General features: G+C 73.2%; 21 protein-coding genes. 11 read left to right on the top strand and 10 right to left on the bottom strand.

All coding sequences use genetic code 11. The features are described from left to right. Window positions 1-295: 295 nt before the first annotated feature. The 5 genes from ACFVU3_RS03195 (at window position 296) to ACFVU3_RS03175 (ending at window position 6,499) form a co-directional block, all read left to right on the top strand. Window positions 296-1,555 carry an extracellular solute-binding protein gene (locus tag ACFVU3_RS03195; RefSeq protein WP_390063189.1) on the top strand — a complete coding sequence of 420 codons (1,260 nt, stop codon included), beginning with the start codon at window positions 296-298 and terminating at the stop codon, window positions 1,553-1,555. A 3-nt stretch (window positions 1,556-1,558) separates the two neighbouring features. After that, on the top strand, window positions 1,559-2,485 hold the full coding sequence (locus ACFVU3_RS03190) for a carbohydrate ABC transporter permease (protein WP_390063187.1): 927 nt from the start codon (window positions 1,559-1,561) through the stop codon (window positions 2,483-2,485). Beyond that, window positions 2,482-3,336, top strand: a complete 855-nt coding sequence (locus tag ACFVU3_RS03185) for a carbohydrate ABC transporter permease (protein ID WP_390063185.1) — start codon at window positions 2,482-2,484, stop codon at window positions 3,334-3,336. The genes ACFVU3_RS03190 and ACFVU3_RS03185 overlap by 4 nt, the downstream gene beginning before the upstream one ends. A 71-nt stretch (window positions 3,337-3,407) precedes the next feature. Then, a complete protein-coding gene (locus tag ACFVU3_RS03180; protein WP_390063184.1) occupies window positions 3,408-4,979 on the top strand; it encodes a beta-N-acetylhexosaminidase in 1,572 nt (523 codons plus the stop codon). A gap of 77 nt (window positions 4,980-5,056) precedes the next feature. Continuing rightward, the gene (locus ACFVU3_RS03175) at window positions 5,057-6,499 is read left to right on the top strand and encodes a cellulose binding domain-containing protein (RefSeq protein ID WP_390063183.1); all 1,443 of its coding nucleotides are present in this window, start codon (window positions 5,057-5,059) and stop codon (window positions 6,497-6,499) included. Between the two features lie 16 nt (window positions 6,500-6,515). On the opposite strand, the gene ACFVU3_RS03170 is transcribed toward ACFVU3_RS03175, so the two are convergent. Continuing rightward, window positions 6,516-7,187 (bottom strand): DUF2278 family protein, encoded by a 672-nt coding sequence (locus ACFVU3_RS03170; protein WP_390063181.1) that lies wholly within the window; start codon window positions 7,185-7,187, stop codon window positions 6,516-6,518. Window positions 7,188-7,273: 86 nt separating this feature from the next. On the opposite strand from ACFVU3_RS03170, the gene ACFVU3_RS03165 reads away from it, so the two are divergent. Then, on the top strand, window positions 7,274-7,900 hold the full coding sequence (locus ACFVU3_RS03165) for a DUF998 domain-containing protein (protein ID WP_390063180.1): 627 nt from the start codon (window positions 7,274-7,276) through the stop codon (window positions 7,898-7,900). Window positions 7,901-7,938: 38 nt separating this feature from the next. On the opposite strand, the gene ACFVU3_RS03160 is transcribed toward ACFVU3_RS03165, so the two are convergent. The 5 genes from ACFVU3_RS03160 to ACFVU3_RS03140 all read right to left on the bottom strand — a co-directional run bounded on the left by ACFVU3_RS03160 (window position 7,939) and on the right by ACFVU3_RS03140 (window position 13,497). Next, window positions 7,939-9,453 carry an HAD-IA family hydrolase gene (locus tag ACFVU3_RS03160; RefSeq protein ID WP_390063179.1) on the bottom strand — a complete coding sequence of 505 codons (1,515 nt, stop codon included), beginning with the start codon at window positions 9,451-9,453 and terminating at the stop codon, window positions 7,939-7,941. Between the two features lie 69 nt (window positions 9,454-9,522). Beyond that, window positions 9,523-10,611, bottom strand: a complete 1,089-nt coding sequence (locus ACFVU3_RS03155) for an ABC transporter ATP-binding protein (protein ID WP_390063177.1) — start codon at window positions 10,609-10,611, stop codon at window positions 9,523-9,525. Further along, window positions 10,608-11,453 carry an ABC transporter permease gene (locus ACFVU3_RS03150; RefSeq protein ID WP_390063176.1) on the bottom strand — a complete coding sequence of 282 codons (846 nt, stop codon included), beginning with the start codon at window positions 11,451-11,453 and terminating at the stop codon, window positions 10,608-10,610. The genes ACFVU3_RS03155 and ACFVU3_RS03150 overlap by 4 nt, the downstream gene beginning before the upstream one ends. Then, the gene (locus ACFVU3_RS03145) at window positions 11,441-12,337 is read right to left on the bottom strand and encodes an ABC transporter permease (protein ID WP_390063175.1); all 897 of its coding nucleotides are present in this window, start codon (window positions 12,335-12,337) and stop codon (window positions 11,441-11,443) included. The genes ACFVU3_RS03150 and ACFVU3_RS03145 overlap by 13 nt, the downstream gene beginning before the upstream one ends. Next, complete coding sequence (locus ACFVU3_RS03140; RefSeq protein ID WP_390063173.1) at window positions 12,334-13,497, bottom strand: ABC transporter substrate-binding protein; 1,164 nt, start codon at window positions 13,495-13,497, stop codon at window positions 12,334-12,336. Before ACFVU3_RS03140 ends, ACFVU3_RS03145 begins: the two co-directional genes overlap by 4 nt. 335 nt (window positions 13,498-13,832) lie before the next feature. On the opposite strand from ACFVU3_RS03140, the gene ACFVU3_RS03135 reads away from it, so the two are divergent. The 4 genes from ACFVU3_RS03135 (at window position 13,833) to ACFVU3_RS03120 (ending at window position 17,340) form a co-directional block, all read left to right on the top strand. Further along, window positions 13,833-14,573 carry a GntR family transcriptional regulator gene (locus ACFVU3_RS03135; protein ID WP_390063172.1) on the top strand — a complete coding sequence of 247 codons (741 nt, stop codon included), beginning with the start codon at window positions 13,833-13,835 and terminating at the stop codon, window positions 14,571-14,573. A 105-nt stretch (window positions 14,574-14,678) separates the two neighbouring features. Then, window positions 14,679-15,185, top strand: coding sequence for a DUF6924 domain-containing protein (locus ACFVU3_RS03130; RefSeq protein WP_390063171.1), 507 nt, complete (start codon window positions 14,679-14,681; stop codon window positions 15,183-15,185). A gap of 248 nt (window positions 15,186-15,433) precedes the next feature. Further along, on the top strand, window positions 15,434-16,720 hold the full coding sequence (locus tag ACFVU3_RS03125) for an MFS transporter (protein WP_390063170.1): 1,287 nt from the start codon (window positions 15,434-15,436) through the stop codon (window positions 16,718-16,720). Further along, window positions 16,717-17,340: a hypothetical protein gene (locus tag ACFVU3_RS03120; protein ID WP_390063169.1), complete on the top strand. Its 624-nt coding sequence runs from the start codon at window positions 16,717-16,719 to the stop codon at window positions 17,338-17,340. The genes ACFVU3_RS03125 and ACFVU3_RS03120 overlap by 4 nt, the downstream gene beginning before the upstream one ends. A gap of 89 nt (window positions 17,341-17,429) precedes the next feature. On the opposite strand, the gene ACFVU3_RS03115 is transcribed toward ACFVU3_RS03120, so the two are convergent. Next, window positions 17,430-17,843 carry a DUF4345 domain-containing protein gene (locus ACFVU3_RS03115; RefSeq protein WP_390063168.1) on the bottom strand — a complete coding sequence of 138 codons (414 nt, stop codon included), beginning with the start codon at window positions 17,841-17,843 and terminating at the stop codon, window positions 17,430-17,432. Between the two features lie 90 nt (window positions 17,844-17,933). Between ACFVU3_RS03115 and ACFVU3_RS03110 the strand changes: the two genes are divergently transcribed. Beyond that, window positions 17,934-18,542, top strand: a complete 609-nt coding sequence (locus ACFVU3_RS03110) for a TetR/AcrR family transcriptional regulator (protein ID WP_390063167.1) — start codon at window positions 17,934-17,936, stop codon at window positions 18,540-18,542. Between the two features lie 75 nt (window positions 18,543-18,617). Here ACFVU3_RS03110 and ACFVU3_RS03105 read toward each other — a convergent pair whose 3' ends face one another. The 3 genes from ACFVU3_RS03105 to ACFVU3_RS03095 all read right to left on the bottom strand — a co-directional run bounded on the left by ACFVU3_RS03105 (window position 18,618) and on the right by ACFVU3_RS03095 (window position 21,481). Then, the gene (locus ACFVU3_RS03105) at window positions 18,618-19,250 is read right to left on the bottom strand and encodes a hypothetical protein (protein ID WP_390063652.1); all 633 of its coding nucleotides are present in this window, start codon (window positions 19,248-19,250) and stop codon (window positions 18,618-18,620) included. A gap of 5 nt (window positions 19,251-19,255) precedes the next feature. Next, entirely contained in the window at window positions 19,256-20,032 is a 777-nt protein-coding gene (locus tag ACFVU3_RS03100) for an RNA polymerase subunit sigma-70 (RefSeq protein WP_390063166.1), read from the bottom strand. Between the two features lie 189 nt (window positions 20,033-20,221). Continuing rightward, complete coding sequence (locus ACFVU3_RS03095) at window positions 20,222-21,481, bottom strand: MFS transporter (RefSeq protein WP_390063164.1); 1,260 nt, start codon at window positions 21,479-21,481, stop codon at window positions 20,222-20,224. Window positions 21,482-22,166: the final 685 nt, after the last annotated feature.

Raw genomic sequence — 22,166 nt, 5'->3', positions numbered from 1 at the left:
CGTCGGGACAGTGCGTCGGGACCGATCCGTCCGGGCGGGCGCCTCGTGGTGGGTGCCCGCCCGGGGAAGTCCGCTGGTCAACCATAACTGGTCCACTGGTCAAGTGACAATGACGGTACAGATCCCTCCCCGCGTACCGAGATCCCGCCGCTTCCGGCCGAAAAAGCCTCTGTGCGACGGGGGTTGACGGCTCCATTGGTCCATGCCACCTTCATCTCGCGCCAACTGGTAAACCCCTGGCAGGCAAGTGGTCAGCTCGGGGTTCCTCCGTTCTCAGGCTCCCCAGAGGTGAACCGTGAAGCACCGCCCCCTTGCCCTGCTCGGCGCCATGCTGCTGAGCACCGGACTCGCCGCCTGCTCCTCGCCCGGCGGGCGGAACGCCGGCGGGCCCACCGTCCTCGACGTGTGGCTGATGCGCGACAGCGTCTCGGACGCCTTCCAGAAGGAGTTCGAGGCCGGCTTCGAGAAGGCCCACCCGCAGATCGACCTCAAGATCCAGATCCAGGAGTGGGAGGGCATCGGGGAGAAGGTCACCGCCGCGCTGGCCAGCAACGACGCCCCGGACGTCATCGAGGTGGGCAACACCCAGGTCGCCCAGTACGCCCAGAGCGGCGGCCTGACCGACTTCACCGGCAAGGTCGGCGAGCTCGGCGGCGACTTCTGGCTGGAGGGGCTCGCCGAGCCCGGCGCCTGGGAGGGAAAGCAGTACGGGATCCCCTACTACGCCGCGAACCGGGTCGTCATCTACCGCACCGACCTCTTCCGGCAGGCCGGCGTCGACGCCACGAGGATCAGGACGCGTGACCAGTGGATCGCCGCCACCGAGAAGCTCGACCGGAACGGCGTCCAGGGCATCTACCTCCCCGGCCAGAACTGGTTCACCCTCGCCGGCTTCGTCTGGGACGAGGGCGGCGACCTCGCCCTCCAGGAAGGCGGCAGATGGAAGGGCGGCCTCGACAGCCCCGAGGCGCTCCGCGCCATGGACTTCTACCGGCGGCTCCAGGCGCTCGGCAAGGGACCCAAGGACTCCGACGAGTCCCGCCCGCTCCAGGCCGACGTCGTGGCCAAGGGACAGGTCGCCCAGGTCATCGCCACCCCCGGCGGCGCCGGCGTCATCGCGCAGAAGAACCCCGCCCTCAAGGGCAAGCTGGGCTTCTTCCCCATCCCCGGCAAGACCGCCGGCACCCCGGGCGCCGTCTTCACCGGCGGTTCCGACCTGGTCGTCCCCGCCGTCGCCGCGCACCAGGAGGAGGCGTACACCTTCATCAAGGAGCTCACCGGCGACGCCTGGCAGACGAAGCTCGCCCTCGCCATGAGCTACGTCCCGAACAAGACCACCCTGGCCACCGCCGTCGCCTCCGACCCCGGCGCCGCGGCCATGGCCGTCGGCGCCGCCCAGGGGCACGCCACGCCCAACACCCCCCAGTGGGCCGCCGTCGAGGCCAAGAACCCGATCAAGGACTACATGACGGCCGTGCTCACCGGCCGCGACGCGCGGGCGGAGGCCGCCAGGGCGTCGCAGTCCATCGCGGCCACGCTGAACAGCGGATCCTGACGGATGCGCGCCACCGCCTCCCGGCGTCCGCCCCGCGGACGCCCCTTCCGCCCCGGCCCGTACCTGCTGATCGCGCCGGCCGTCCTGGGCATGCTCTACCTCCTGCTCTATCCCTTCGGCCGGGCCCTGCTCATCTCGTTCCAGGACTTCCGGCTGCGCGAACTCATCAGGGGCGACGCCGAGTTCGTCGGACTGAGGAACTACCAGACGCTGCTGGGCGACCCCAGATTCTGGGACGTCGTCCGCCGCACGTTCCTCTTCATGGCCGTCAACGTCGTCGCCATCATGATCCTGTCGACGCTGGTCGCCCTGATGGTCGAACGGCTCGGCAGGGTGGGCAGGACCGTGGTCCTCAGCTCGCTGGTGCTGGTGTGGGCGGTGCCCGTCGTGGCCGCCACCACCGTCTTCCAGTGGCTGTTCCACTCCGAGTTCGGCATCGTCAACGAGACCCTCACCGACCTCGGCCTCACCTCCTTCGAGGGGTACACCTGGCTCGCCGACGGCCGCGCCGCCTTCGCGATCCTCGTCGTCCTCATCGTGTGGCAGTCCGTCCCGTTCGCCGCCATCACCCTCTACTCCGCCCTCACCACCGTGCCCCGCGAACTCCACGAGTCCGCCCGCCTCGACGGCGCCGGCGCCGCCCGGATCTTCCGCTCCGTGACCTTCCCCCTGGTACGGCCGATCTTCATGCTCGTCGTCTCGCTCGAAGTCATCTGGACCTTCAAGGCGTTCGTCCAGATCTGGGTCATGACCCGCGGCGGACCCGGCGACGCGACCACGATCCTGCCGGTGTACGCCGTGCAGACCGCCCTCGCGAGCCAGCGCTACGACCTCGGCTCGGCCGCCTCCATGGTCACCGTCCTGCTCATGAGCGGCGTCCTCGTCCTCTACTTCCGCCAGCTCTTCCGCCAGGAGGGGGAGCACCTGTGACAACGACCCGAAGGCCCGCGCCGCGGCGCGCGCTCCGCCGGCTCCCCCTCCGCGCGGCCGCCGCCCTGACGGTGGCCCTCTGCCTCTTCCCCGTGTACTGGATGGTCGTGACCGCCTTCAGGCCGTCCCGCGACATCCAGTCCTACGAACCCGGCCTGATCCCGCGGGAATGGACCCTCGACCACTTCCGCACAGCGGTCCAGGCCGACGGCTTCGCCCTGTTCTGGCGCAACAGCGTCCTGGTCACCCTCGGAGCCGTCCTCCTCGCCCTGGTCGTCGCGCTCGGCGCGGCGTACGCCGTGGCCCGGCTCCGCTGGCGCGGCCGCCGCCCGTTCATGCTGGCGGTCTTCATCGCCCAGATGGCGCCGTGGGAATCCCTCGTCATCCCGATCTACATCATCTCCCGCGACACCGACATGCTCGACCGGCTGCCGACCCTCACCCTGGTCTACTTCATGATCACCCTGCCGTTCACGGTGGTCGTGCTCCGCGGCTTCCTCGCCGGCATCCCGCCCGAACTGGAGGAAGCGGCACAGGTCGACGGCTGCACCCGCGCGGGCGCCTTCCGCCGGATCGCCTTCCCCCTCCTCGCCCCGGGGCTGATGGCCACCTCGCTGTTCGGCTTCATCACCGCCTGGAACGAGTTCACCTACGCCAACTTCCTCATCATCAAGCAGCAGGACAACCGCACCCTGCCCGTCTGGCTCTCCTCCTTCCAGACCACCTTCGGCACGGACTGGGGAGCCACCATGGCCGCCTCCACCCTCTTCGCCCTGCCCGCGCTCGTCGTCTTCCTCGCCCTCCAGCGCCACGTGACCTCGGGCCTCACCGCCGGAGGGGTCAAGGGCTGACCGCAGCACCGGCCCCCCCGGCCCCGCACCTCCTCCTTCCGCGCCCCGCAGAACACCGGAGACCAAGCCCCGTGGACCTGCCCAGCCCCGCACCGCCCCGCCCCGACCTCACCCTCGTCCCGCGCCCCCGCCGCCTCTCCCCGCGCCCCGGCCGCTTCCGCGTCGACGCCACCACCCGCCTGCGCGTCGCCCTCGGCGCCGAGCAGGCCGCCGACCTGCTGCGCGACTACCTCCGGACCGCCACCGGACTGCGCCCGGACCACGCCGACGACGGCGCCTTCGTCCTCGCCCTCGATCCCGCGCTCACCGGACTCGGCGACGAGGGGTACGGCCTCACCGTCTCCGCCCACGGCGCGCTGCTCCGCGCCGCCCGCCCGACCGGACTGCTCCGCGGCGTCCAGACGGTCCGCCAGCTCCTGCCGCACCAGGCCCTCGCCGGGCCGTCCGGCACCGCCGTCGACCTGCCCGGCGTGGAGATCACCGACGTGCCCGCGCACCCCTGGCGCGGCATGCTCCTCGACGTCGCCCGCCACTTCCAGCCCGTCTCGTACCTGCGCCGCTTCGTCGACCTCCTCGCCCTGCACAAGCTCAACGTGCTCCACCTCCACCTCACCGACGACCAGGGCTGGCGGATGCCGGTGGAGGCGTACCCCCGGCTCACCGAGATCGGCGGCCGGCGGGCGCAGTCGATGGTCGGCCCGGCCGGCAGCCGGCGCTTCGACGGCCGCCCGCACGGCGGCTCGTACACCCGTGCCGAGCTCGCGGACCTCGTCGCCCACGCCGCCGCCCGGGGCGTCACGGTCGTGCCCGAGATCGGCGTGCCGGGACACGTGCGCTCCGCGCTCGCCGCCTACCCCGACCTCGGCAACGTCCCCGGCCGGCACCTCGACGTGTGGACCCGGTGGGGCGTCTGCCCCAACGTCCTCGGCGTCGGCGACCACGTCCTCGACTTCTTCCGCACGGTCCTGGACGAGACGATGGACCTCTTCCCCTCCCCGTACCTCCACCTCGGAGGCGACGAGGTCCCCACCGAGGAGTGGGAGTCGAGCCCGGCGGCGATCGCCCGCGCCGCCCGCGAGGGACTGTCCGGCCCGCGCGCCCTCCACGGCTGGTTCCTGGCCCGGATGGCCGACCACGTCGTCCGGGCCGGCCGCCGCCCGGTCGCCTGGGCCGAGGACGGCACCACCCTGCCCCTGACCTGCGCGGTGATGAGCTGGCGCACCCCCGAGCACGCCTGGGCGGCGGCCCGCAGGGGCCACGACGTCATCCACGCCGACCACCGCCGCACCTACTTCGACTACGCCCGCGCCCCCGGGCCCGGCGAGCCGCCCGCCCAGCCGGGCCACACCACCGACCTGAGGAGCGTGTACGGCGTCGACCTGCTGCCCCCCGAGGGCGAGCCCCGCCCCGCGGGCCGGGTCCTCGGCACACAGGGGCAGTTGTGGACCGAGTTCGTCCCGACGCCCGGACACATCGAGTACCTCACCTTCCCCCGCCTGTGCGCCCTCGCCGAGCGGGCGTGGACCGTGACCGCCGACTGGCGCGACTTCCGCACCCGGATGGACGGACACCGCGCACGGCTCACCGCCCTCGGCGTCCCGCACGACACCCTCCGGGACCGCGCGGCGCACGCCCCCGCGTGAACCGGCCGCGCTCCCTCCCCGCACACCCCCCCGCGCCCTCCCGCCGCCCGGCGGGAGCCAACGAAAGGACACGCCGGATGACCCCCCGAACCACCCGCCGCACGACCCGGGCGGCCCTCGCCCTGGCCGCCGTCGCCGGCAGCGCGGCGCTGGCCACCTTCCCCCTGACGACCGCCTCCGCCTCGCAGGGCGCGGTCGCCGTCCAGTACCGCACCAGCGCGTCCGGAGCCACCGCCGACCAGAGCGAACCCTGGCTGAAGGTCCGCAACACCGGCACCACCGCCGTGGCCCTGGACCAGGTCAGGATCCGCTACTACTTCAAGGCCGACTCGCCCACCGCCACCTACCGCTTCGCCTGCTCCTGGGCCGTCAGGGGCTGCTCGGCGATCACCGGCACCTTCGGCACCCTGGCCAACCCCACCGCGCACGCCGACCGCTACCTGGAGATCGGCTTCACCGCCGGCGCCGGGACCCTCGCCCCCGGCGCCGACACCGGTGACATGCAGCTCCGCTTCCACCGGACGAACTGGCAGACCCTCACCCAGAGCGACGACTACTCCTTCCAGGGCGCGCCGACCTCGTACGCCGACTGGACCAAGGTCACCGCCCAGCTCGCCGGCGTGAACGTGTGGGGCACCGCCCCGGCCGGGAACGAGCCCACGGACCCGCCCACCACGCCCCCGACCACCCCGCCCACCACGCCTCCCGGCAACGGCGAGACCCTCTTCGACGACTTCTCCTACACCGGGCACACGGACCCGGCCCTCGCCTCCCACGGCTGGAGCGTCCGCTCCAACTCCGGCGGCCCCGGAGTCCCCGGCGCCACCTGGGACCCCTCCAAGGTCACCTTCGTGAACCAGAGCGGCAACACGGTGATGAACCTGGAGACCTCCACCGCCGGCACCGGAGCCAGCACCGTCCACACCGAAGTCCTCACCCGGGCGACCAAGTTCAGGAACGGCACCTACGCGTCCCGGGTCAAGTTCTCCGACGCGCCCACGTACGGCCCGGACGGCGACCGCGTCGTCCAGACCTTCTTCACCATCAACGACCTCAAGGCCCCGATGGCCGACGACTACGCCGAGTACGACTTCGAGTACCTGCCCAACGGCGGCTGGGGCGAGCCGTCCCACATCCTGTACACGACCTCCTGGGAGACCTACGACCCCGACCCGTGGCAGGCGGTCAACCAGCACAGCGAGAGCCGCACCAGCTTCGCCGGCTGGCACGACCTGGTGGTCACCATCGACGACAGCAGGATCACCTACTACGTCGACGGCGCCCTCTTCGGCACGCACGACGCCGCCTACCTGCCCGAGCGGCCCATGTCCATCAACTTCAACCAGTGGCTGATCGACCTGAACGGGCAGCCGTCGACCACCCCGCGCGCCTACGACCAGCAGGTCGACTACGTCCTGCACGTCAAGGACCAGGTCCTCACCCCCGCCCAGGTCGCCGCGAAGGTCGCCGCCCTGCGCACCGCCGGCACGACCTTCGTCGACCAGGTCCCCGCCTCCTGACGGAGGGCCCGGCCGGTCACGCCACGGGATGACCGTCGTCGTCCGTGTGGCCCGCCTGGGTGGAGAACGCGTTCAGGAAGACGTCGTACCGCCCGTCCGGCCGCTCGGTCAGCGTGGCGCCGTCCTGCCAGATCCCGTTCTCGTCCCACCACTGCGAACCGGCCGGGTCGCCCTGGTTCTGATGGATGTTGTGCATGCCCTGGCGGCCCTGGTCGTCGTCGGTGAACGGCTCGCCGAAGACGAGGACGCGACGGCCCTCCACCAGGATCGGCTCCAGGGCGGCCGTGGCGTCCTCGTAGGAGCCGACCTGCCAGGGGTGCGACCCCAGCAGCTCCAGGAGCTCCTGGAGCCAGGACGGCGGGCGGCGCTGGAAGACCACCCCCGCGTGGTCGACCAGGAAGGGATGGCGCAGGTAGTCCAGGGCTCCCGAGCCGGGCGCGGCCGCCAGGTCGTGGTAGCCCGGCGCGAGCGCCGCCGCCGGCCCGAGCTCCAGCGGGCTCAGGGTGAGCACCTTCCACCGCACGCCCACGTTGGACTTGTGGCTGTCGACGTCCACCGCGCAGTGGAAGCGCCCCGAGGGCGCGTCGACCTCCAGGTTCACGTGGAACCAGCGGCCCTGGTGGTCGGGGTCGTCGCGGAAGTGGCGGTACAGCTGTCCCGCGAGCACGCCGTAGCTGGGGAGGGGCATGCGGCCAGTGAACCACCGCGGCCACGCCACGCGACGGAGCCGTGACGGTCCGTCCGGGTGGCGTGTGCCGGCCCTACGGTGGGGCGATGCGATCCGTACCCCTCTGGGCCCTGGTCTCGTCGGGGTGCGCCCCCGTCCTGCTGATCACCGGCTGGGCGGTCGCCGGCCACCTGCAGGGCTCCGCCTACGACCCCGTCACCCAGACCATCAGCGTCCTCGCCGCCTACGGCGCCCCCGGCTTCTGGGTGATGACCTCGGCCCTCCTGGGCCTGGGCGTCTGCCACCTGGTGACCGCCTGGGGGCTGCGCGCGGCCGTGTCCGCCGGCCGGCTCGCGCTGGCCGGCGGGGGAGTGGCGGCGCTGCTCGTCGCCCTGGTCCCCGCACCCAGCAGCGGCGGCTCGCTCCGCCACGGCTCACTGGCCGCCGCCGGATTCCTCCTCCTCGCCCTGTGGCCGGTCCTCGCCGCCCGGCGGGACCCGTCCGCCCCCTGGGGGCTGCGCCCGGTCCCCGCCCTCGCCGCCACCGCCCTGATGGGCGCCGGCGCGCTCTGGTTCCTCGTCGAGATCAACCGGCACGGCGCCTCCGGCGTCGCCGAACGCATGGTGACCTGCGTCCAGGCACTCTGGCCCCTCGTCGTCGTCGCCTCCTGCCTCGTCCGTTCCGAGGACACGGCGCCCGTCGCGGAGGACGACCTGGCCGACGAGGGCCGGTAGGGCCCCGGGCGCCCGGGCCGAGGACACCGGCGCGCGGATCACCGGCCGAGGGCGAAGGCGGTCACCACCGCCGCGTGGTCGGACGGCCAGGCGTTCCCGGCGACGTCCGGCCACGGCGACGGCGCGCCGGCGACCAGCGTGCGGGAGGCGAGCACGCGCAGGCCGCGGGCGTTGTGCAGCACGTAGTCGATCCGGTCCTGCGGCTCGGGGAGCCCGGCCCGGACACCGTCCTCCGGGTGGACGGGGTGGACCGGCGACCAGGTGTGGCCCGGCTCCCGCACCGGGTCGGGATGCGCCTCCCGGTACGCGTCGCGCAGCCCGGCCTCCTCGGCGGCCCTCGTCACCGGCCAGGCGACGTCGGGCCGGTCCAGGTGGGACGGCGCGTTGAAGTCGCCGACCAGGACGACGGGCCGCTCCGCCCCCGCCTCCTCGGCGATCCGCCGGAGCGCGTCCCGCAGCTGGGCCAGGCGCTCCTCCTCGTGCGCGACCAGCGCGTCGGCGGGCAGCCCGTCGAACGCGGCCTCGTACGGCCCGTACGGGGAGCAGGGGAGGTGCGCCGTCCACACGTCCACCTCGTGCGCCCCGTCGACGAGGACGCGGGCGCCCGCCGCGCCGTAGAAGCCGACGTCCGGGTCGCCGAGCCGGGCGACGATCGGGTGGCGGCTGAGGAGGCCCAGGTTCCCGCCCGCCTGGTGGTGGTGCCAGCCGAGCGCTTCGGCCAGCTCCCGGGTCGCGGTGCCGGCGGTCTCCTGGAGCCCGACGACGTCGGCCCCGGAGGCGCGGATCGCGGTCAGCTGCTTGGACCGGTGGTCGTCGACCGGTGCGCCGCCGAGCCACAGGTTCCAGCTCATCACGGTGAGGTGCCCGCCGGCCATCGCCCGCAGCCGCTCCGGCGTCACCTCGGTGAGCCCGTCCAGGACGGTCCGGCGGGGTGCCGCGCCGATCGGGGCGACGGAGGGGACCGCGAGGACCGTGCAGCCCGCCGCCTCGGCCGAGGCGACGCCGGTGGGGGTGTCCTCGACGGCCACGCAGCGTGCGGGATCGACGCCGAGGGCGCGGCAGGCGGCGAGGTACGGATCCGGCTCGGGCTTGGTCCGCTCGGTGTCGTCCGCGGTGACCGACACGGCGAACTCCGGTGCGCCCAGCGCTCCGAGGGCCTGGAGCACGGTGTCGGCGACGGACCGGGGCGAGGCCGTGACCAGCGCGGCGGGCACCCCGTCCCGGGCGAGCGCGGTGAGCAGGGCGAGCGCCCCGGGGCGCGGTGCGACCCCGGCGCCGACGCGGTCGGCGAACTCCCGGTGGAGCGCGGACGCCAGCTCGGCGGCGGAGGGGCGGCCGGAGGCGCCGGGGGACGCGGCGGGCGGGCCGCCGCCGGCCGAGGCCAGCCAGGCGGCCGTGTGCTCGACCGGCCGGCCGAGGACGTCCGGCCGGTCGGCCTCGGTCAGCGGCCGGCCCGCGACCTGCTCCACCGCCTCCCACCACAGGCCCTCGGTGTCGACGAGCGTGCCGTCCATGTCGAACAGGACGGCGTGCAGGGGGTCTTCGGTGGTCACGCGGATCGCTCTCTCTTCGTACGGGTGGGGTCGCGCCCGGCCCGCGCCACGGGTGCGGGGCCGGGTGGTTCAGGCGGTGCGGGGGGCGACGAGGACCGGGCGCTCGCGCGGGGTCACCGTCACGGCGTCGCCCGCCGCGAGGGCGGCGGCCTCGTGGGTGGGCAGGTCGGCCTTGACCTCGGTGGCGTCGGCGAGCCGCACCGTGAGCCGGGTGGTCGCGCCGAGGAAGGCCGTGGCGACGATCCGGGCCGAGCACGCGCCGTCCGTCGTGACCCGGAGGTCCTCGGGGCGGACGAGCACGTCGACCTCACGGGCGGTGGGGGCGTCGCCGTCCACGGGGAGCCGGAGGCCGAGGACGTCGACGAAGCCGCCGGTGCCGCCGTCGAGGCGCCCGGGGACGCGGCTCATGGTGCCGACGAACTCGGCGACGAACGCCGTCGCCGGTCGCCCGTACAGCTCGGCGGGCGGCGCGCACTGTTCGAGCCGGCCGTCACGCATCACGGCGACCCGGTCCGCCATGGACAGCGCCTCCTCCTGATCATGCGTCACGAAGAGTGTAGTGATGCCGAGTTCGCGCTGGATGCGGCGGATCTCCTCGCGCAGCGTGAGCCGTACCTTCGCGTCGAGCGCGGACAGCGGCTCGTCGAGCAGCAGGACACGCGGGCGGAGGGCGAGCGCGCGGGCGAGCGCGACGCGCTGCTGCTGGCCGCCGGAGAGCTGGTGGGGATAGCGGCCGCCCTTGTCGCCGAGGCCGACGAGCTCCAGCAGCTCGGCCGCCTGCTTGCGCCGCTCGGTCCTGCCGGCCTTGCGCATGCGCGGTCCGAAGGCCACGTTGTCGACGCAGTCGAGGTGGGGGAAGAGGCTGTACGACTGGAAGACCATGCCCGCGTCGCGCCGGTGGGCGGGGACCTGGGTGATGTCGCGGCCGTCCACGAGGACCGTGCCCGCGTCGGGGGTCTCGAAGCCGGCGAGCATCCGCAGTGCGGTGGTCTTGCCGCAGCCGGAGGGGCCGAGCAGGGCGAGCAGTTCGCCGGGGGCGACGGTCAGGTCGAGCCCGTCGAGGGCGACGGTCGGCCCGAACGTCCTTCGCAGGGAACGGAATTCGACGGTCGCGGCCCCGGTGGCGGCGGTCGTGGGGGCGGTGGGGGTGACGGTCATGGTGATCCCTTGGCGGTACGGGCGCGGCGGGCGCCGGGGGAGCGGCCGCCCGCCCCGGCGAGGGCGAGGAGCAGCACCCAGGTGACGAGGAGGCTGAGCACGGACACGGCGACGGACATCTGGGCCTGGGAGCCGGAGATGTTCACGATCCACACGGCGAAGGGCCGGAAGCCGAGCAGCTGGGCGACCGTGTACTCGCCGAGGACCAGCGCCAGGGTGAGGAAGGCGGCGTTCATCAGCGCGCCCCGCAGGTTCGGGAGCACGGCCGTGACCAGCGCCCGGACGGGACCGGCGCCGCAGCTGCGGGCGGCCTCGACGAGGGTGCGGACGTCGACGGCCCGGAGCCCCGCGTCGAGGGCGCGGTAGGTGAAGGGCAGCGCCATCACCACGTAGGCGAGGACGAGGACGAGGGGAAAGTCCGGGTTCTGCAGCGCGACGAAGGTCTGGAAGAGGGGGGTGCGGGCGAGGTGTTCGGGGCCCCACTTCAGGACGGTGCCGATGCCGGCGACGAACGCGATGGGCGGCACGACGAGCGGCAGCGAGCACACCGCCTCGACGACCGGCCGCAGCCGGGGCGCGCCGAGCCGCAGGGCGACCATGGCGGGCACCACGAGCAGCAGCACCAGGGCGATGGTGGCGGCGGCGAGGCCGAGCGAGAGCAGGAGGCTGCCGGTGAAGCCCTCGGTGCCGAGGATCTTCGTGTACGCGTCGAGGGTGAGGCCCTGCCCCGGCACGTCGACCGTGAAGACCACGGAGGCGGCGAGCGGCACCAGGAAGTAGAGCGCGGCGAGTCCGAGGACCGCCGGACGCCAGGCGCGGGTGGTGGGGTTCAGTCGAGCCATCGCGAGCTCCGGCGTTGCAGGGGCAGGTAGACGGCCATGACGAGCCCGGCGACGACGACCATGTCGAGGCTGAGTGCGAGCGCCACGTTCTCCTGGCCGACGAGGACGTTGCCGGAGAGGGCGTCGGAGATCTGCAGGGTGACGAGCGGGACGGTGCTGCCGACCATCGCGGCGGCCGTGGCGTACGCGGCGAAGGCGCTGCCGAACAGCAGCACGAACCCGCCGAGGAGGCTCGGTGCCAGGACGGGCAGGGCGACGTGCCGCCAGTACTGGAGGGTGGTGGCGCCGTTGTTGCGGGCGGCCTCGCGCCACTGCGTGCGCAGCCCGTCGAGGGCCGGGGTGATGGTGAGCACCATCAGCGGGATCAGGAAGTACAGGTAGACGAGGACCAGGCCCCAGAAGCTGTAGAGGCTCCAGCCCCGGTCGGTGAGGCCGAGGTGCCGGGTGAGGACCCCGGAGTTGCCGAGGGTGGCGACGAACGCGAAGGCGAGGGGGACGCCGCCGAAGTTGGCGAGCACGCCGGAGGCGGTCAGCACGGCCTCGCGCAGGGCGCGGGAGCGGGAGGTGACGACGGCCTGGGCGAGGGGCAGCCCGAGCAGGGCGGCCAGCACGGCGGCCGTCGCGGACAGCTCCACGCTCCCGAGGAGCGCGGTGAGATAGGCGCCCTGGAGGGAGGCGCTCAGGTTCCCGGTGCCGTACGCGCTCGCGCCGGTGGCCGGGTCGTCGACGGTGAGGGCGCCGCCGAGCATGGCGACGGCGGGGACGCCGAAGGCGATCGCGGTGAACGCGAGCAGCGGGACGACGGCGAGCCAGGCGGGGGAGCGGCGCCGCCGCCGGGCGGGGGTCCGCCCGGCGGCGACGGCGACGGTGGCGGAGGCGGTCATCCGGAGACGGCCTTGCCCCAGCCCTGGGCGAGCGCGGTCTTGGCCCCGGCCTGCTGGGCCTCGGCCGGGAAGGACGGGACGCCGGAGACGGCGGGCAGCTTGAGCGCGGCGGCCTGGTCGAGGGTGCCGGCCTTCTCCATGGCCGGCATCAGGACCGGGCGGGCGAAGCCCTTGAGCCACAGGTTCTGGCCCTCGGTGCTGTAGAGGTACTCCTGCCAGAGCCGGGCGGCCGCCGGGTGCGGGGCGTCCTTGTTGATCGCCTGCGAGTAGTACTGGGCGTAGCGGCCGTCCGCGGGGACGGCGACCTTCCAGTCGAGGCCCTTGGACGCGAACTCCTGGGCGTAGCCGGCGTTCAGGTAGTCCCAGTCGATGCTGATGGGCGTCTCGCCCTTCTCGACGGTGGCGGGGGTGGACTCGACGGGCGTGAAGTTGCCGTTCTTCTTCAGCTGGGCGAAGAAGTCGATGCCCGGCCGGATGTCGTCGAAGGAGCCGCCCTGGGCGAGGGAGGCGGCGAAGACGCCGGCGAACGCGGAGCCGGACTTGGTGGGGTTGCCGTTGAGGGCGACCTGGCCCTTGTACTCGGGCTTCAGCAGGTCCTTGAAGGTGGTCGGGCAGTTCTTGACGCGCTTGGCGTCGCAGCCGATGGAGACGTAGCCGCCGTAGTCGTTGTACCAGCGGGCCTTCGGGTCCTTCTGCTCCTCGGGGATGTCGTCCCAGGCGGTCACCCGGTACGGGGCGAGGAGGCCCTGCTGGGCGGCGCTGAGGGCGAAGGAGCTGCCCAGGTCGAGGACGTCGGGGGCGCGGTCCTGGCCCTTGCGGGACGTGACCGCGTTGATCTCGTCCTGGCTGGAGGCGTCCGGGTTCTCGACCTCGATCTCGATGCCGTACTTCTTCTGGAAGCCGTCGATGAGGGCGCCGTAGTTGGCCCAGTCGCGGGGCAGCGCGATGGCGTGGAGCCTGCCCTCCTTCCTGGCCGCGGCGACGAGGGCGTCCATGCCGCCGAGGTCGGCGGCGGAGGTGGCGGTGGCGGCGTTCTTGCCGTCGGCGGTGGTGCCGGTGTTCTCGGGTGCGGCGCCGCAGGCGGTGAGGGCGAGCGCGGCGACGAGGGCGAGGGAACCGCCGAGGACGGCGTTTCTCGGGAGGTGCGCGGGGACGGGCACGGAATCTCCAGGGAGGGGGTCGGGGTCTCAACTTGTCTGAACAAGTCGGCCTCAGTACGCCCGGCGTCGATGACGTGAGGATGAACGAGGACGGAACGCTTCCCCGCGATCTCCTGCACATTGACGTCGCTTTCCAGCCACGGACGGGTTCAACTACCCTTGCGGGACTGCGCACACGACGTACGCCCCACCGCGTACGGCCAGGGCCCGGCACCCGCACCACGGCACCCGCGACACGGTCCGCGCCCCGCACCACGGCGCGGCACGGCACGGCACGGCACGGCACACGAACCCAGGCACGGCCCACGGGCCACGGACACCGAGGAGGGGCAGCGATGACCGCGCGCCACGAGCAGATCGCCGCGGAGCTGCGACGGGCGATCCGGCGCGAGGAGTACCCGGTCGGCGCGCGGCTGCCCGCCGAGACCGAACTCGCCGCCCAGTACGGCGTCTCCCGGGGCACCGTGCGCCAGGCCGTCGCCGCCCTCACCGCCGAGGGCCTCATCGGCTCCCGGCAGGGCGCCCGGCGCGTGGTCCTGGCCGGCCGCCGCAGCCAGAGCTTCGCCGAGCTGCGCAGCTTCGCCCAGTGGGCGCAGGCGATGGGCCGCGAGGCCACCGGACGGGTCCTCGCCCAGGAGTACCGCCCCGCCACCCCGGAGGACGCCACCCGCCTCCACCTCGCCGAGGGCGTCCCCCTGCTCAACGTGCTGCGCGTCCGGGGACTCGACGGCGATCCGGTCCTGGTCGAACGCACCGTCTACGCCGACTGGATCTCCCCGGCCGTCGAGACCCTCGACCCCGACTGCGCCTCGGTCACCCAGCGCCTCTACGACGAGACGGGCCTGGTCTTCGCCCACGGCGAGCACGTCATCGACGCGGTGGCGGCCGGGGCGCAGGACGCCGGTCTCCTCTCCGTCCGCCGCACCAGCCCCCTCCTGCGCGTCCGCCGGGTCACCACGACCCACGACGGCCGCCCGGTCGAATGGTCCGACGACCGCTACCGTCCGGACGCGGTCAGCTTCCTGGTCCACAACGCCATCGGACACAGCCCGCTGGTCCGGACGGCGGCGGGGTGACGGGCCTGGCCTCCGCCCTCCGGGAACCCGCCGGTCGGCCCTGGGGCGGACGATCACGTGACGCGGCCGGACCGGATGTCGGTGCCGCGTGCGAGAGTCCTCGCCATGACGAACCCGGAGAGCCCTCAGCGCGTCCTGCCCGAGAGCGACGGACGCGACGCGTTCGACGCCCTCGTCATCAGGACCGACTTCAGCGACGACGGACAATGGCAGGCGGTGGTGCGGGAGTTGCATCTGCCCTGGGGGGACGACGGTGAGTTCCCCGCCTCGGTGCGGGTGGTCGACGACCCCGCCTGGTCGGGAGCGACCGCGGACGAGGTGTTCGCCGCCGTGGAGGAGGACGAGGACCTCCCCGTCGTCTTTCTCGCCGACCGCCGCACGATGGAGTCGCCGGTACGGGCGCTGCTCGCGCTGACGACGTCCTGGGAGGACAGGAGCGGCCTCGATCCCGTCTACTACCAGGACCTGATCGACAGGCCCAACCCGCGTGAGTTCCGCGCCGTGCCCGCCGCCGTGCACCCGGTCCACACGTGCGTGTCGCTCGGCAACATGGGCTTCGCGGAGTTCGCCGCCACCGCCGCCGAGTCACCTGGTCAGGTGCTGCCCGGGTGACGGACGGCCGCCCCTCCCGGGAGCCGGCCCACCGCTCCGGCGCGCCGCGGGGAGGGTCAGGGGCAGGGCCGCTCGCTCCGCCCCTGACGTTCCCAACGTAGCCCCGGCCGGTGCTCCCGGCGCGCGGGCCGGGTGCCACCCGGGGCCTTCGGCTCCCTCGCCGCCCGCCGGAACGGGTGGCCGCGACGCCCCCGGACCCGGCGGAGGAGCGCCGGGGGCCGCTCCGGGGGCGCTGCTAGATTTCGGGCATGATCAAGGGGAGAGCAGCCGGACGCATAGCCCGGATGGCGGGGAACACCAGGTCGGAGCGGGTGCTGATCCTGGCCAGCTTCGTGAACCGGGTCGGCAACGGGCTCTTCAACACGGCCTCGGCGCTCTACTTCACGCTGGTCGTGGGTCTGCCGGCCGTGCAGGTGGGCGCCGCCCTCACCGTCGCCGGACTGATCGGCCTCCTCGCGGGGGTACCGGGGGGCCATCTGGCCGACCGGCGCGGACCGCGCACCATCATGATGCTCGCCCTGGCGGTCCAGGCGGTGGCGATGTCCGCGCTCGTCCTCGTCGAGAGCTGGGCGGGCCTCGCGGTCGTCGCCGCCGTCGACCAGCTCGCGGCGGCCGTCGGCGGCGCGGCCTGGGGCGCCCTCGTGGTGCGGGTCGGCACCGACCGCCCCGCACTGTTCCGGGCGAAGCTCAGGACGTACGTGAACCTGGGCGTCGTCCTGGGAACGGTGGGCGCCGGATTCGCGGTGGCGGCGAACTCCCGTACGGCCTACCTCGTGCTGATCCTCGGCAACGCGGCCAGCTTCGCGCTCTGCGCCCTCCTCCTCCTGCTCCTCCCGCACTACGAGGCGGTGGCAGCGCCGCCGCTGGAGCGGCGCTGGCTCGCCCTGAGGGACCGGCCGTTCGTCGCCTTCACGGCCCTGTACGGCGCGATGGGACTGCAGTACGCGACGCTGTCGCTGATCCTGCCGATCTGGATCTCCGCGCACACGGACGCACCGCGCTGGACCGTGGTCGCGGTCTCGGCGATCAGCGCGGGCGTCTGCGTCCTCCTGCAGACCAGGATCGGCTCCCGCGTCGAGACCCCGAGCGACGGCGGCAGGGCGTTCCGCACGGCGGGCCTGCTCTTCCTCCTGAGCTGCCCGATGATGGCGCTGACCGCGCACACCCCCGTGTGGGCGGCCGTCGTCCTCGCCGTCGTGGCGGTCTTCGTGCACAGCCTCGGGGAGATCTGGGAGTCCTCGGCCTGCTTCGCCATCGGCTTCGGTCTGGCACCCGACCACGCCCAAGGCCAGTACCAGGGCCTCCTGGGGCTCGGCTTCAGCGCGGGCCAGGCCCTCGCCCCCGCCCTCCTCACCACCGTCGTCCTCGGACTGGGCACGTCCGGCTGGCTCCTTCTCGGCGTGTTCTTCGCCGCCGTCGGCGCCACCGGCCCCGCACTCGTCCGCTGGGGCGCGCGCACCCGCCCCGAGCCGGCGCCCGAGCCGGCGCCCACGGCGGCGGCACCCGGCGGAGCGCCGGACGAGGTCCGCGCATGAGCACGGACATCTACGGCGGGATCGAGTTCCGCCATCCCGGTGCCGGCACCGACTACTACGACGGCGAGCCATGGGTCGCGGCGATGGACCTGTGGCCGTTGTACGACGAGACGGACTACGCCTCCTTCGGCTGCCTGTTCGGGGTGCGCAACGACGCCGGCTTCCGGCCCCTCGCCGCCGGGCGCGGCCTGCCCCCCGACCTGTCGGGCGGGCTGCGGACCCAGCTGGAGCCGTGGGCGGAGGCGGGGGAGCTCCACGGTGCCACGTGGGTCTCCTGGGGCGAGATCGCCGGGCTGGACCCCGCGTCCGCTCCCGGCCACTACGCCGGGCGGCTCACCTGGTCGGCCGAGTCCCTGCCCTCGCGGCTGAACCAGCGGCTCGTGCCCGGCCGGTGGCCGCCGGAGGTGCTGGCAGAGGTGGGACCTCCGCCGGCCGGACTCGATCGCTCGGCCGGCCCGTCGGAGTGGCGGTCCGGCGGGCTGCGCTGCCGGTACGAACCGCTGACGGCCGGCGTCCTCCTCGGGCCCGGCTCCGCCTGGTCGCACGTCTTCGCCGTGATGAAGGCGCTGGCGGGCCGCTACGGCGACGAGGCGGTCCGGCTGGTCGTCGCCTTCGACTGACCCGCCCGGCCGGTGCCGTGCGTCCCCGGCGGTCCCGGTCCCGGTCGCGGGTGCGGTCCCGGTCCCGGGTGTGGGTGCGGCGGGCGGGTTCACCGGTCGGCGGCCACCGCCCCCACGCCGGCGCGCAGGGCCCGCTCCTCCGCGTCGGCCAGCCAGAAGAGCACCGGCGGCAGGACGAGCTCGACCACCGTCAGGGCGACCTGGAAGTCGTGCGGCCTGCCCTGCACCGCGAGGGAGAGCAGGCGGCCCACGGCGCCGAGGAGGAAGACGCCGGCCAGCCACCGCACCGCCTGGGCCGGGATCGGACGCTGCCGCGCCGCCCAGAGCCAGGCCAGCCCGTATCCGGCGAAGGCCGCTCCCAGGAAGCGGCCCAGGCTGTCGACGGTCGCCCCGGCGTCGCCCGCGCCGGGAATCGCCGCGTTGCCCAGCGCCACATGGAGCAGGCCGATCGCCACACAGGCCCAGCCCATGAGTGACGTGAGGACGCGCAGAGTCTTGGCCATGATTCCTCCGAGCCGTCGTGGCGGAGCGTGGTCGACACGCGGCTCCTAGACTGGGCGCGTTAGTAGACACATGTCAACTAAGCTGCGCTCGTGCCTCCCCGACAGCGACTCGCTCCCGCCGACCGCCGCGCCCAGCTCCTCGGCGTCGGCGCACGCCTCTTCGCCGCGCACCCGTACGCCGACGTGCTGATGGAGGACGTCGCCGAACAGGCGGGAGTCTCCCGGGCCCTGCTCTACCGTCACTTCCCCAGCAAGCACGCCCTCTTCGCGGCCGTCTACCAGGAGGCGGCGGACCGGCTGCTCGCCGACACCCGCTTCGACCCGGCCGACTCCCTGGTGGAGCAGCTCGTCCAGGGCATGGACGTCCACCTCGACTACTTCGTGGCGAACCGCAACGCCGTCCTCGCCGCGAACCGGGTCCTCGCGGGCGACCCCGTGATCCAGACGATCATGACGAACGAGCTGGACGCGCTCCGCGCGCGCCTGCTGGCCGGGCTGCCCCTCGCGGACGACGGCGCCCGCGAGGCGGTGTCCGGCGTCCTGAAGAGCTGGCTGGTCTTCGTCCAGGTCCTGTGCGTCGACTGGCTCACCCGCGAGACCTGCACCCGCACCCAGCTGCGCGACGTCTGCGTCGGCGCGGCCATCGGCGCCCTCCGGCCGCTGCTCTCCGAGGACCCGGCCCCCGAATGGCGCCCGTGACCCCACCGCGCACGGGCATCGCCCCCGAGCGGATCCAGCGGCATCAGCACCCCGGAGCCGCCGGGACGCCGGTCGTCACGGCGCCGGCGGGACGGCCTGCGGGGGGAGGTCGAGGGCGAGGGCGAGGGCGGCGGTGACGGGAACACGATGCTCGGGCACGTGCCGGGAGGCCCAGTCGGCCGCCAGCGCGAGGAAGTCGGTCAGGTCGCGTTCGACGCCGGCCAGCAGACCGTGGAGCGCGGTGGCCGGCAGCCGCACGACCGGGCTGTCGTGCCGCGCGGTGTCGACGGTGAGCAGGAGGGTTCCGCCGAGGTGTTCCGCGAGCGGCGTCACGGGGTCGTGGCCGAAGCCGAGCGTGCTGCCCCCGCCGAGGAGGCCGTACCAGCTCCGCCAGTCCTCCAGGCCGTCGCAGCAGCCGGGTGCGAAGACGACCCCGGTGGAGCGGTCGGCGACCCGCAGGCCGCCCGCCGCGAAGAGGGTGTCGAAGGTCAGCAGACCGTGGAGGAAGGAGCCGAGCGGATCGGCCGGACGAGGCGGGCGGTCGCCGTCGGGGTCGATGTCGTTGCAGCCGGCGATGGACCGCACCGCCGTCCCGACCTCGGTCCACGAGAGCGTGCCGGAGAGCGCGAGGAAGCCGGACGGGGCGGGCGCGGCGACGGGCCAGAGCCCGAAGCCGCCGGAGGGCTCCGTCTCCAGGACGGGCTGCATGACGATCACCCGGCGAAGTGTCCCCGATCGGCGCCGCCGGCGCTCTCGTCCAGACGGTCCGGCAGCCCGAAGAGGGGGAAGAAGCGGTCGGTGTCACGGAACGCGGTGATGCCCGCGATGCGGTCGCCGGTGAAGTCGATGACCTGAAGGGCCCACGGCACATAGCCCGTTCCGTCCGGAGCCGGCCGGTACTGGCCGGAGGCGGGAGTGCCGTTCGCCGCGGTGGGGAGCAGGCGAGAGCCCCGGCAGCCGACGGCCGGGCCGTTCAGCCACGCCCGGATGTCGGAGAGGCCGCGCATCCACGTCGCGTACGGCGGCAGGGACAGGGTGGCGTCGACGTGCAGGAGCAGGCCGAGTTCCTCCATGTCGTACCGGGCGAAGGCCGACGCGTACCGCTCGGCCAGGACGCGGCGGACGGTCTCCGGCGGCTCCACCGCGAGGTCGTCGGTCCGCCGGTCCCGGCGCGCCGCCAGAGTCGTACGGGCACGTTGCAGGGCGCTGTTGGCCGAGGCCACCGTCGAGCCGTGGAGCTCGGCGACCTCACGGGCCGAGAAGCCCAGGACGTCCCGGAGGATGAGCGCCGCCCGCTGTTTCGGCGGCAGGTGCTGGAGCGAGGCGACGAACGCCGGCCGCACCGACTCTCCCGTCGTCGCCGCCGACTCCGGATCGGTGTCCGGGCACGGCTCGATCCACAGGACCGCGTCGTCCGGAGGTCGCGGAGGGATCGCGCCGGCCGAGGGGCCGGCGAGGTCCGTCTTTGCTCCCCCATCGTTCGAACGCACCCCTCTGGCCTGGGGTTTCACTGTACGGCGACCCGGCGGGTGGAGGCGTCAACGGTCCACCGGGTGACGCGCGGACGCGCGGACGCGCTGCGACGGTCCTCCGGCCGTCGGCCGCGGGATGCGCGGCGACGGCCGGAGGGGGGGACGGGAGGGGAGGGTGCGTGAGGTCGGGACGGCGGGCCGGCCGGGTCACTCGCCTTCCGTGATGAAGTCCCGCATCCGGCGGATCGGGCTGAGCAGGAGGACCACCGGGGCGATGGCGATGACCAGGCAGGTCAGCCACAGGGCGGTGCGCGGGCCGAAGGTCGTGGCCGCGAGGCCGGCGGCGAGGGCGCCGAACGGGATCGCGCCCCAGGAGATGAAGCGCACCGTCGCCATGACGCGCGGCAGGAGGTCCGACGGAGTCACGGTCTGACGGTGCGTCCGGGTGAGGACGCTGACCACGACGACGCCGGTGGTGAAGCCCGCGCTGCCGAGGGCGAAGAGGACGATCGACCACCCTTCGCCGGCCAGCGGCATCAGGACGGTCGACGCCGCCGCGGTGAAGGCGGCGAGGATGACGGCCTTGGCGCTGCCCAGACGCTTGCTGACGAGCGGGGTCCAGGCCGCGCCGATCAGGCTGCCCACGCCTCCGGAGGCCATCAGGACGCCGACGGCGGCCGCGGGCGCGTCCAGGGTGCGGACCAGGAAGACCGGGGTGAGGGCCATCTGGGCGCCCGCGACGAAGTTGATGAGGGTGGCGACGGCCACGCACGGCGCGATGACGCGGTGGCGTACGACGTAACGGACGCCGTCCTTGATCAGGGTGACGAAGGAGTCGCCCGACTGCGCCGGCGGCGTCGGGGCGGGCCGGGGCAGCGTCCAGAGGAGGATCGCGGAGACCACGTAGCTGACCGCGTCGACGATCAGGGTGGTGGCCGCCCCGAAGAGCTGGACGAGGAAGCCGCCGAGCGACGGGCCGCCGAGGTCGGTCGCGGCGCCGGACGCGGAGGTGAGGCTGTTGCGCGCGGTGAGCTCCTCCTTGCTGACGATCGAGGGCAGGAAGGAGGAGTTGCCGACGTCGAAGACGACGTTCGCCAGCCCGATCACCAGGGCCACCACGACCAGTTGGGCGATGGAGAGGACGTCGAGGAAGGCTGCCACCGGGACCGAGAGGATCGCCGCCGCGCGCACGAGGTCCATCGCGACCTGTGTCCCGCGGAGCGGCAGCCGCTGGACGATCACACCGGCCGGCAGTCCGATGAAGAGCCAGGCCGCATAGCTTGCGGCTGCAAGGAGACTCACCTCGAAGTTCGAGGCGTCCAGGGTCTCCACCGCGACGAGCGGCAGGGCCACCGCGGTGACCGCACTGCCGACGTTGCTGGCGGTGGATGCCGTCCAGAAACGCCAGAAGACGCCGGCGTGCGTTTTCTTCGGCGCCGTTTCCTGCTCCGAGGCCAGATCGGTCATTTCCCCTCCGAGGTCCGTTGTGCAAGGGCCTTGCAAGGGCCTCACCTTAGCGGCGCGGAGTGCGGCTGCAATGCGCGGTCAGGCGCTCGGCCATTCCTCTCTATACGTCCAGTATCTGGACAACTGGTATTTCTGGAATGTTGAATTCCGAATAACTGAACCTGAATTGAGCGCCACTCAAAGGGCGAAAAGTGCAGCTTGGGAGGGGGGATCAATCGGACGTCCGGGGGTGAGTCGGTCGGCTTCCCCGAACTTGTTCGCAGGTGCTTGACGCATGGCTGGATCGAGTGATCAACTGAGATCAATAAGCGGGGCTGTAACGGGGAAATGGCGCCAGTGGAGCGCGACGGGGAGATTTTCCGGAACTTTTGATTCCGTTCTAGGGATCGTGTTCCGTTTTTTCGTCAGATGGCTGTGCCGTGCTGTGCGCGGAAGCCTCTTCATTGGTCTGCCTATGCCAAGAATTGGCACTTCACGGGATGCTCGGCGTGTCTCTGAAGGAGGTGGATTCCATGCGTAAGTACACCAAGCCGGTGGCCAAGAAGGTCGTGTTCGGCACCGTTCTCGCGAACGTCTGCTGATGTCTGGACGTGCCGCACCCCTAGGGGTGGGCGCGGCGGACCACAACGAAACACAAGATATAAAAATTAAGAAAGGGGGTGATCGCATCTAAGAGGTTGAGGCG

This window comes from Streptomyces sp. NPDC058052 (assembly GCF_042885515.1).
Lineage (GTDB): Bacteria > Actinomycetota > Actinomycetes > Streptomycetales > Streptomycetaceae > Streptomyces.
This window is presented reverse-complemented; position numbering and strand designations above follow the sequence as displayed.

Bases quoted from the DNA above. Each gene is read 5' to 3' on its own strand.
- ACFVU3_RS03190 (WP_390063187.1), top strand. From the start codon at position 1,559: ATGCGCGCCACCGCCTCCCGGCGTCCGCCCCGCGGACGCCCCTTCCGC.
- ACFVU3_RS03175 (WP_390063183.1), top strand. From the start codon at position 5,057: ATGACCCCCCGAACCACCCGCCGCACGACCCGGGCGGCCCTCGCCCTG.
- ACFVU3_RS03170 (WP_390063181.1), bottom strand. From the start codon at position 7,187: ATGCCCCTCCCCAGCTACGGCGTGCTCGCGGGACAGCTGTACCGCCAC.
- ACFVU3_RS03165 (WP_390063180.1), top strand. From the start codon at position 7,274: ATGCGATCCGTACCCCTCTGGGCCCTGGTCTCGTCGGGGTGCGCCCCC.
- ACFVU3_RS03155 (WP_390063177.1), bottom strand. From the start codon at position 10,611: ATGACCGTCACCCCCACCGCCCCCACGACCGCCGCCACCGGGGCCGCG.
- ACFVU3_RS03150 (WP_390063176.1), bottom strand. From the start codon at position 11,453: ATGGCTCGACTGAACCCCACCACCCGCGCCTGGCGTCCGGCGGTCCTC.
- ACFVU3_RS03145 (WP_390063175.1), bottom strand. From the start codon at position 12,337: ATGACCGCCTCCGCCACCGTCGCCGTCGCCGCCGGGCGGACCCCCGCC.
- ACFVU3_RS03135 (WP_390063172.1), top strand. From the start codon at position 13,833: ATGACCGCGCGCCACGAGCAGATCGCCGCGGAGCTGCGACGGGCGATC.
- ACFVU3_RS03130 (WP_390063171.1), top strand. From the start codon at position 14,679: ATGACGAACCCGGAGAGCCCTCAGCGCGTCCTGCCCGAGAGCGACGGA.
- ACFVU3_RS03125 (WP_390063170.1), top strand. From the start codon at position 15,434: ATGATCAAGGGGAGAGCAGCCGGACGCATAGCCCGGATGGCGGGGAAC.
- ACFVU3_RS03120 (WP_390063169.1), top strand. From the start codon at position 16,717: ATGAGCACGGACATCTACGGCGGGATCGAGTTCCGCCATCCCGGTGCC.
- ACFVU3_RS03115 (WP_390063168.1), bottom strand. From the start codon at position 17,843: ATGGCCAAGACTCTGCGCGTCCTCACGTCACTCATGGGCTGGGCCTGT.
- ACFVU3_RS03105 (WP_390063652.1), bottom strand. From the start codon at position 19,250: ATGCAGCCCGTCCTGGAGACGGAGCCCTCCGGCGGCTTCGGGCTCTGG.
- ACFVU3_RS03095 (WP_390063164.1), bottom strand. From the start codon at position 21,481: ATGACCGATCTGGCCTCGGAGCAGGAAACGGCGCCGAAGAAAACGCAC.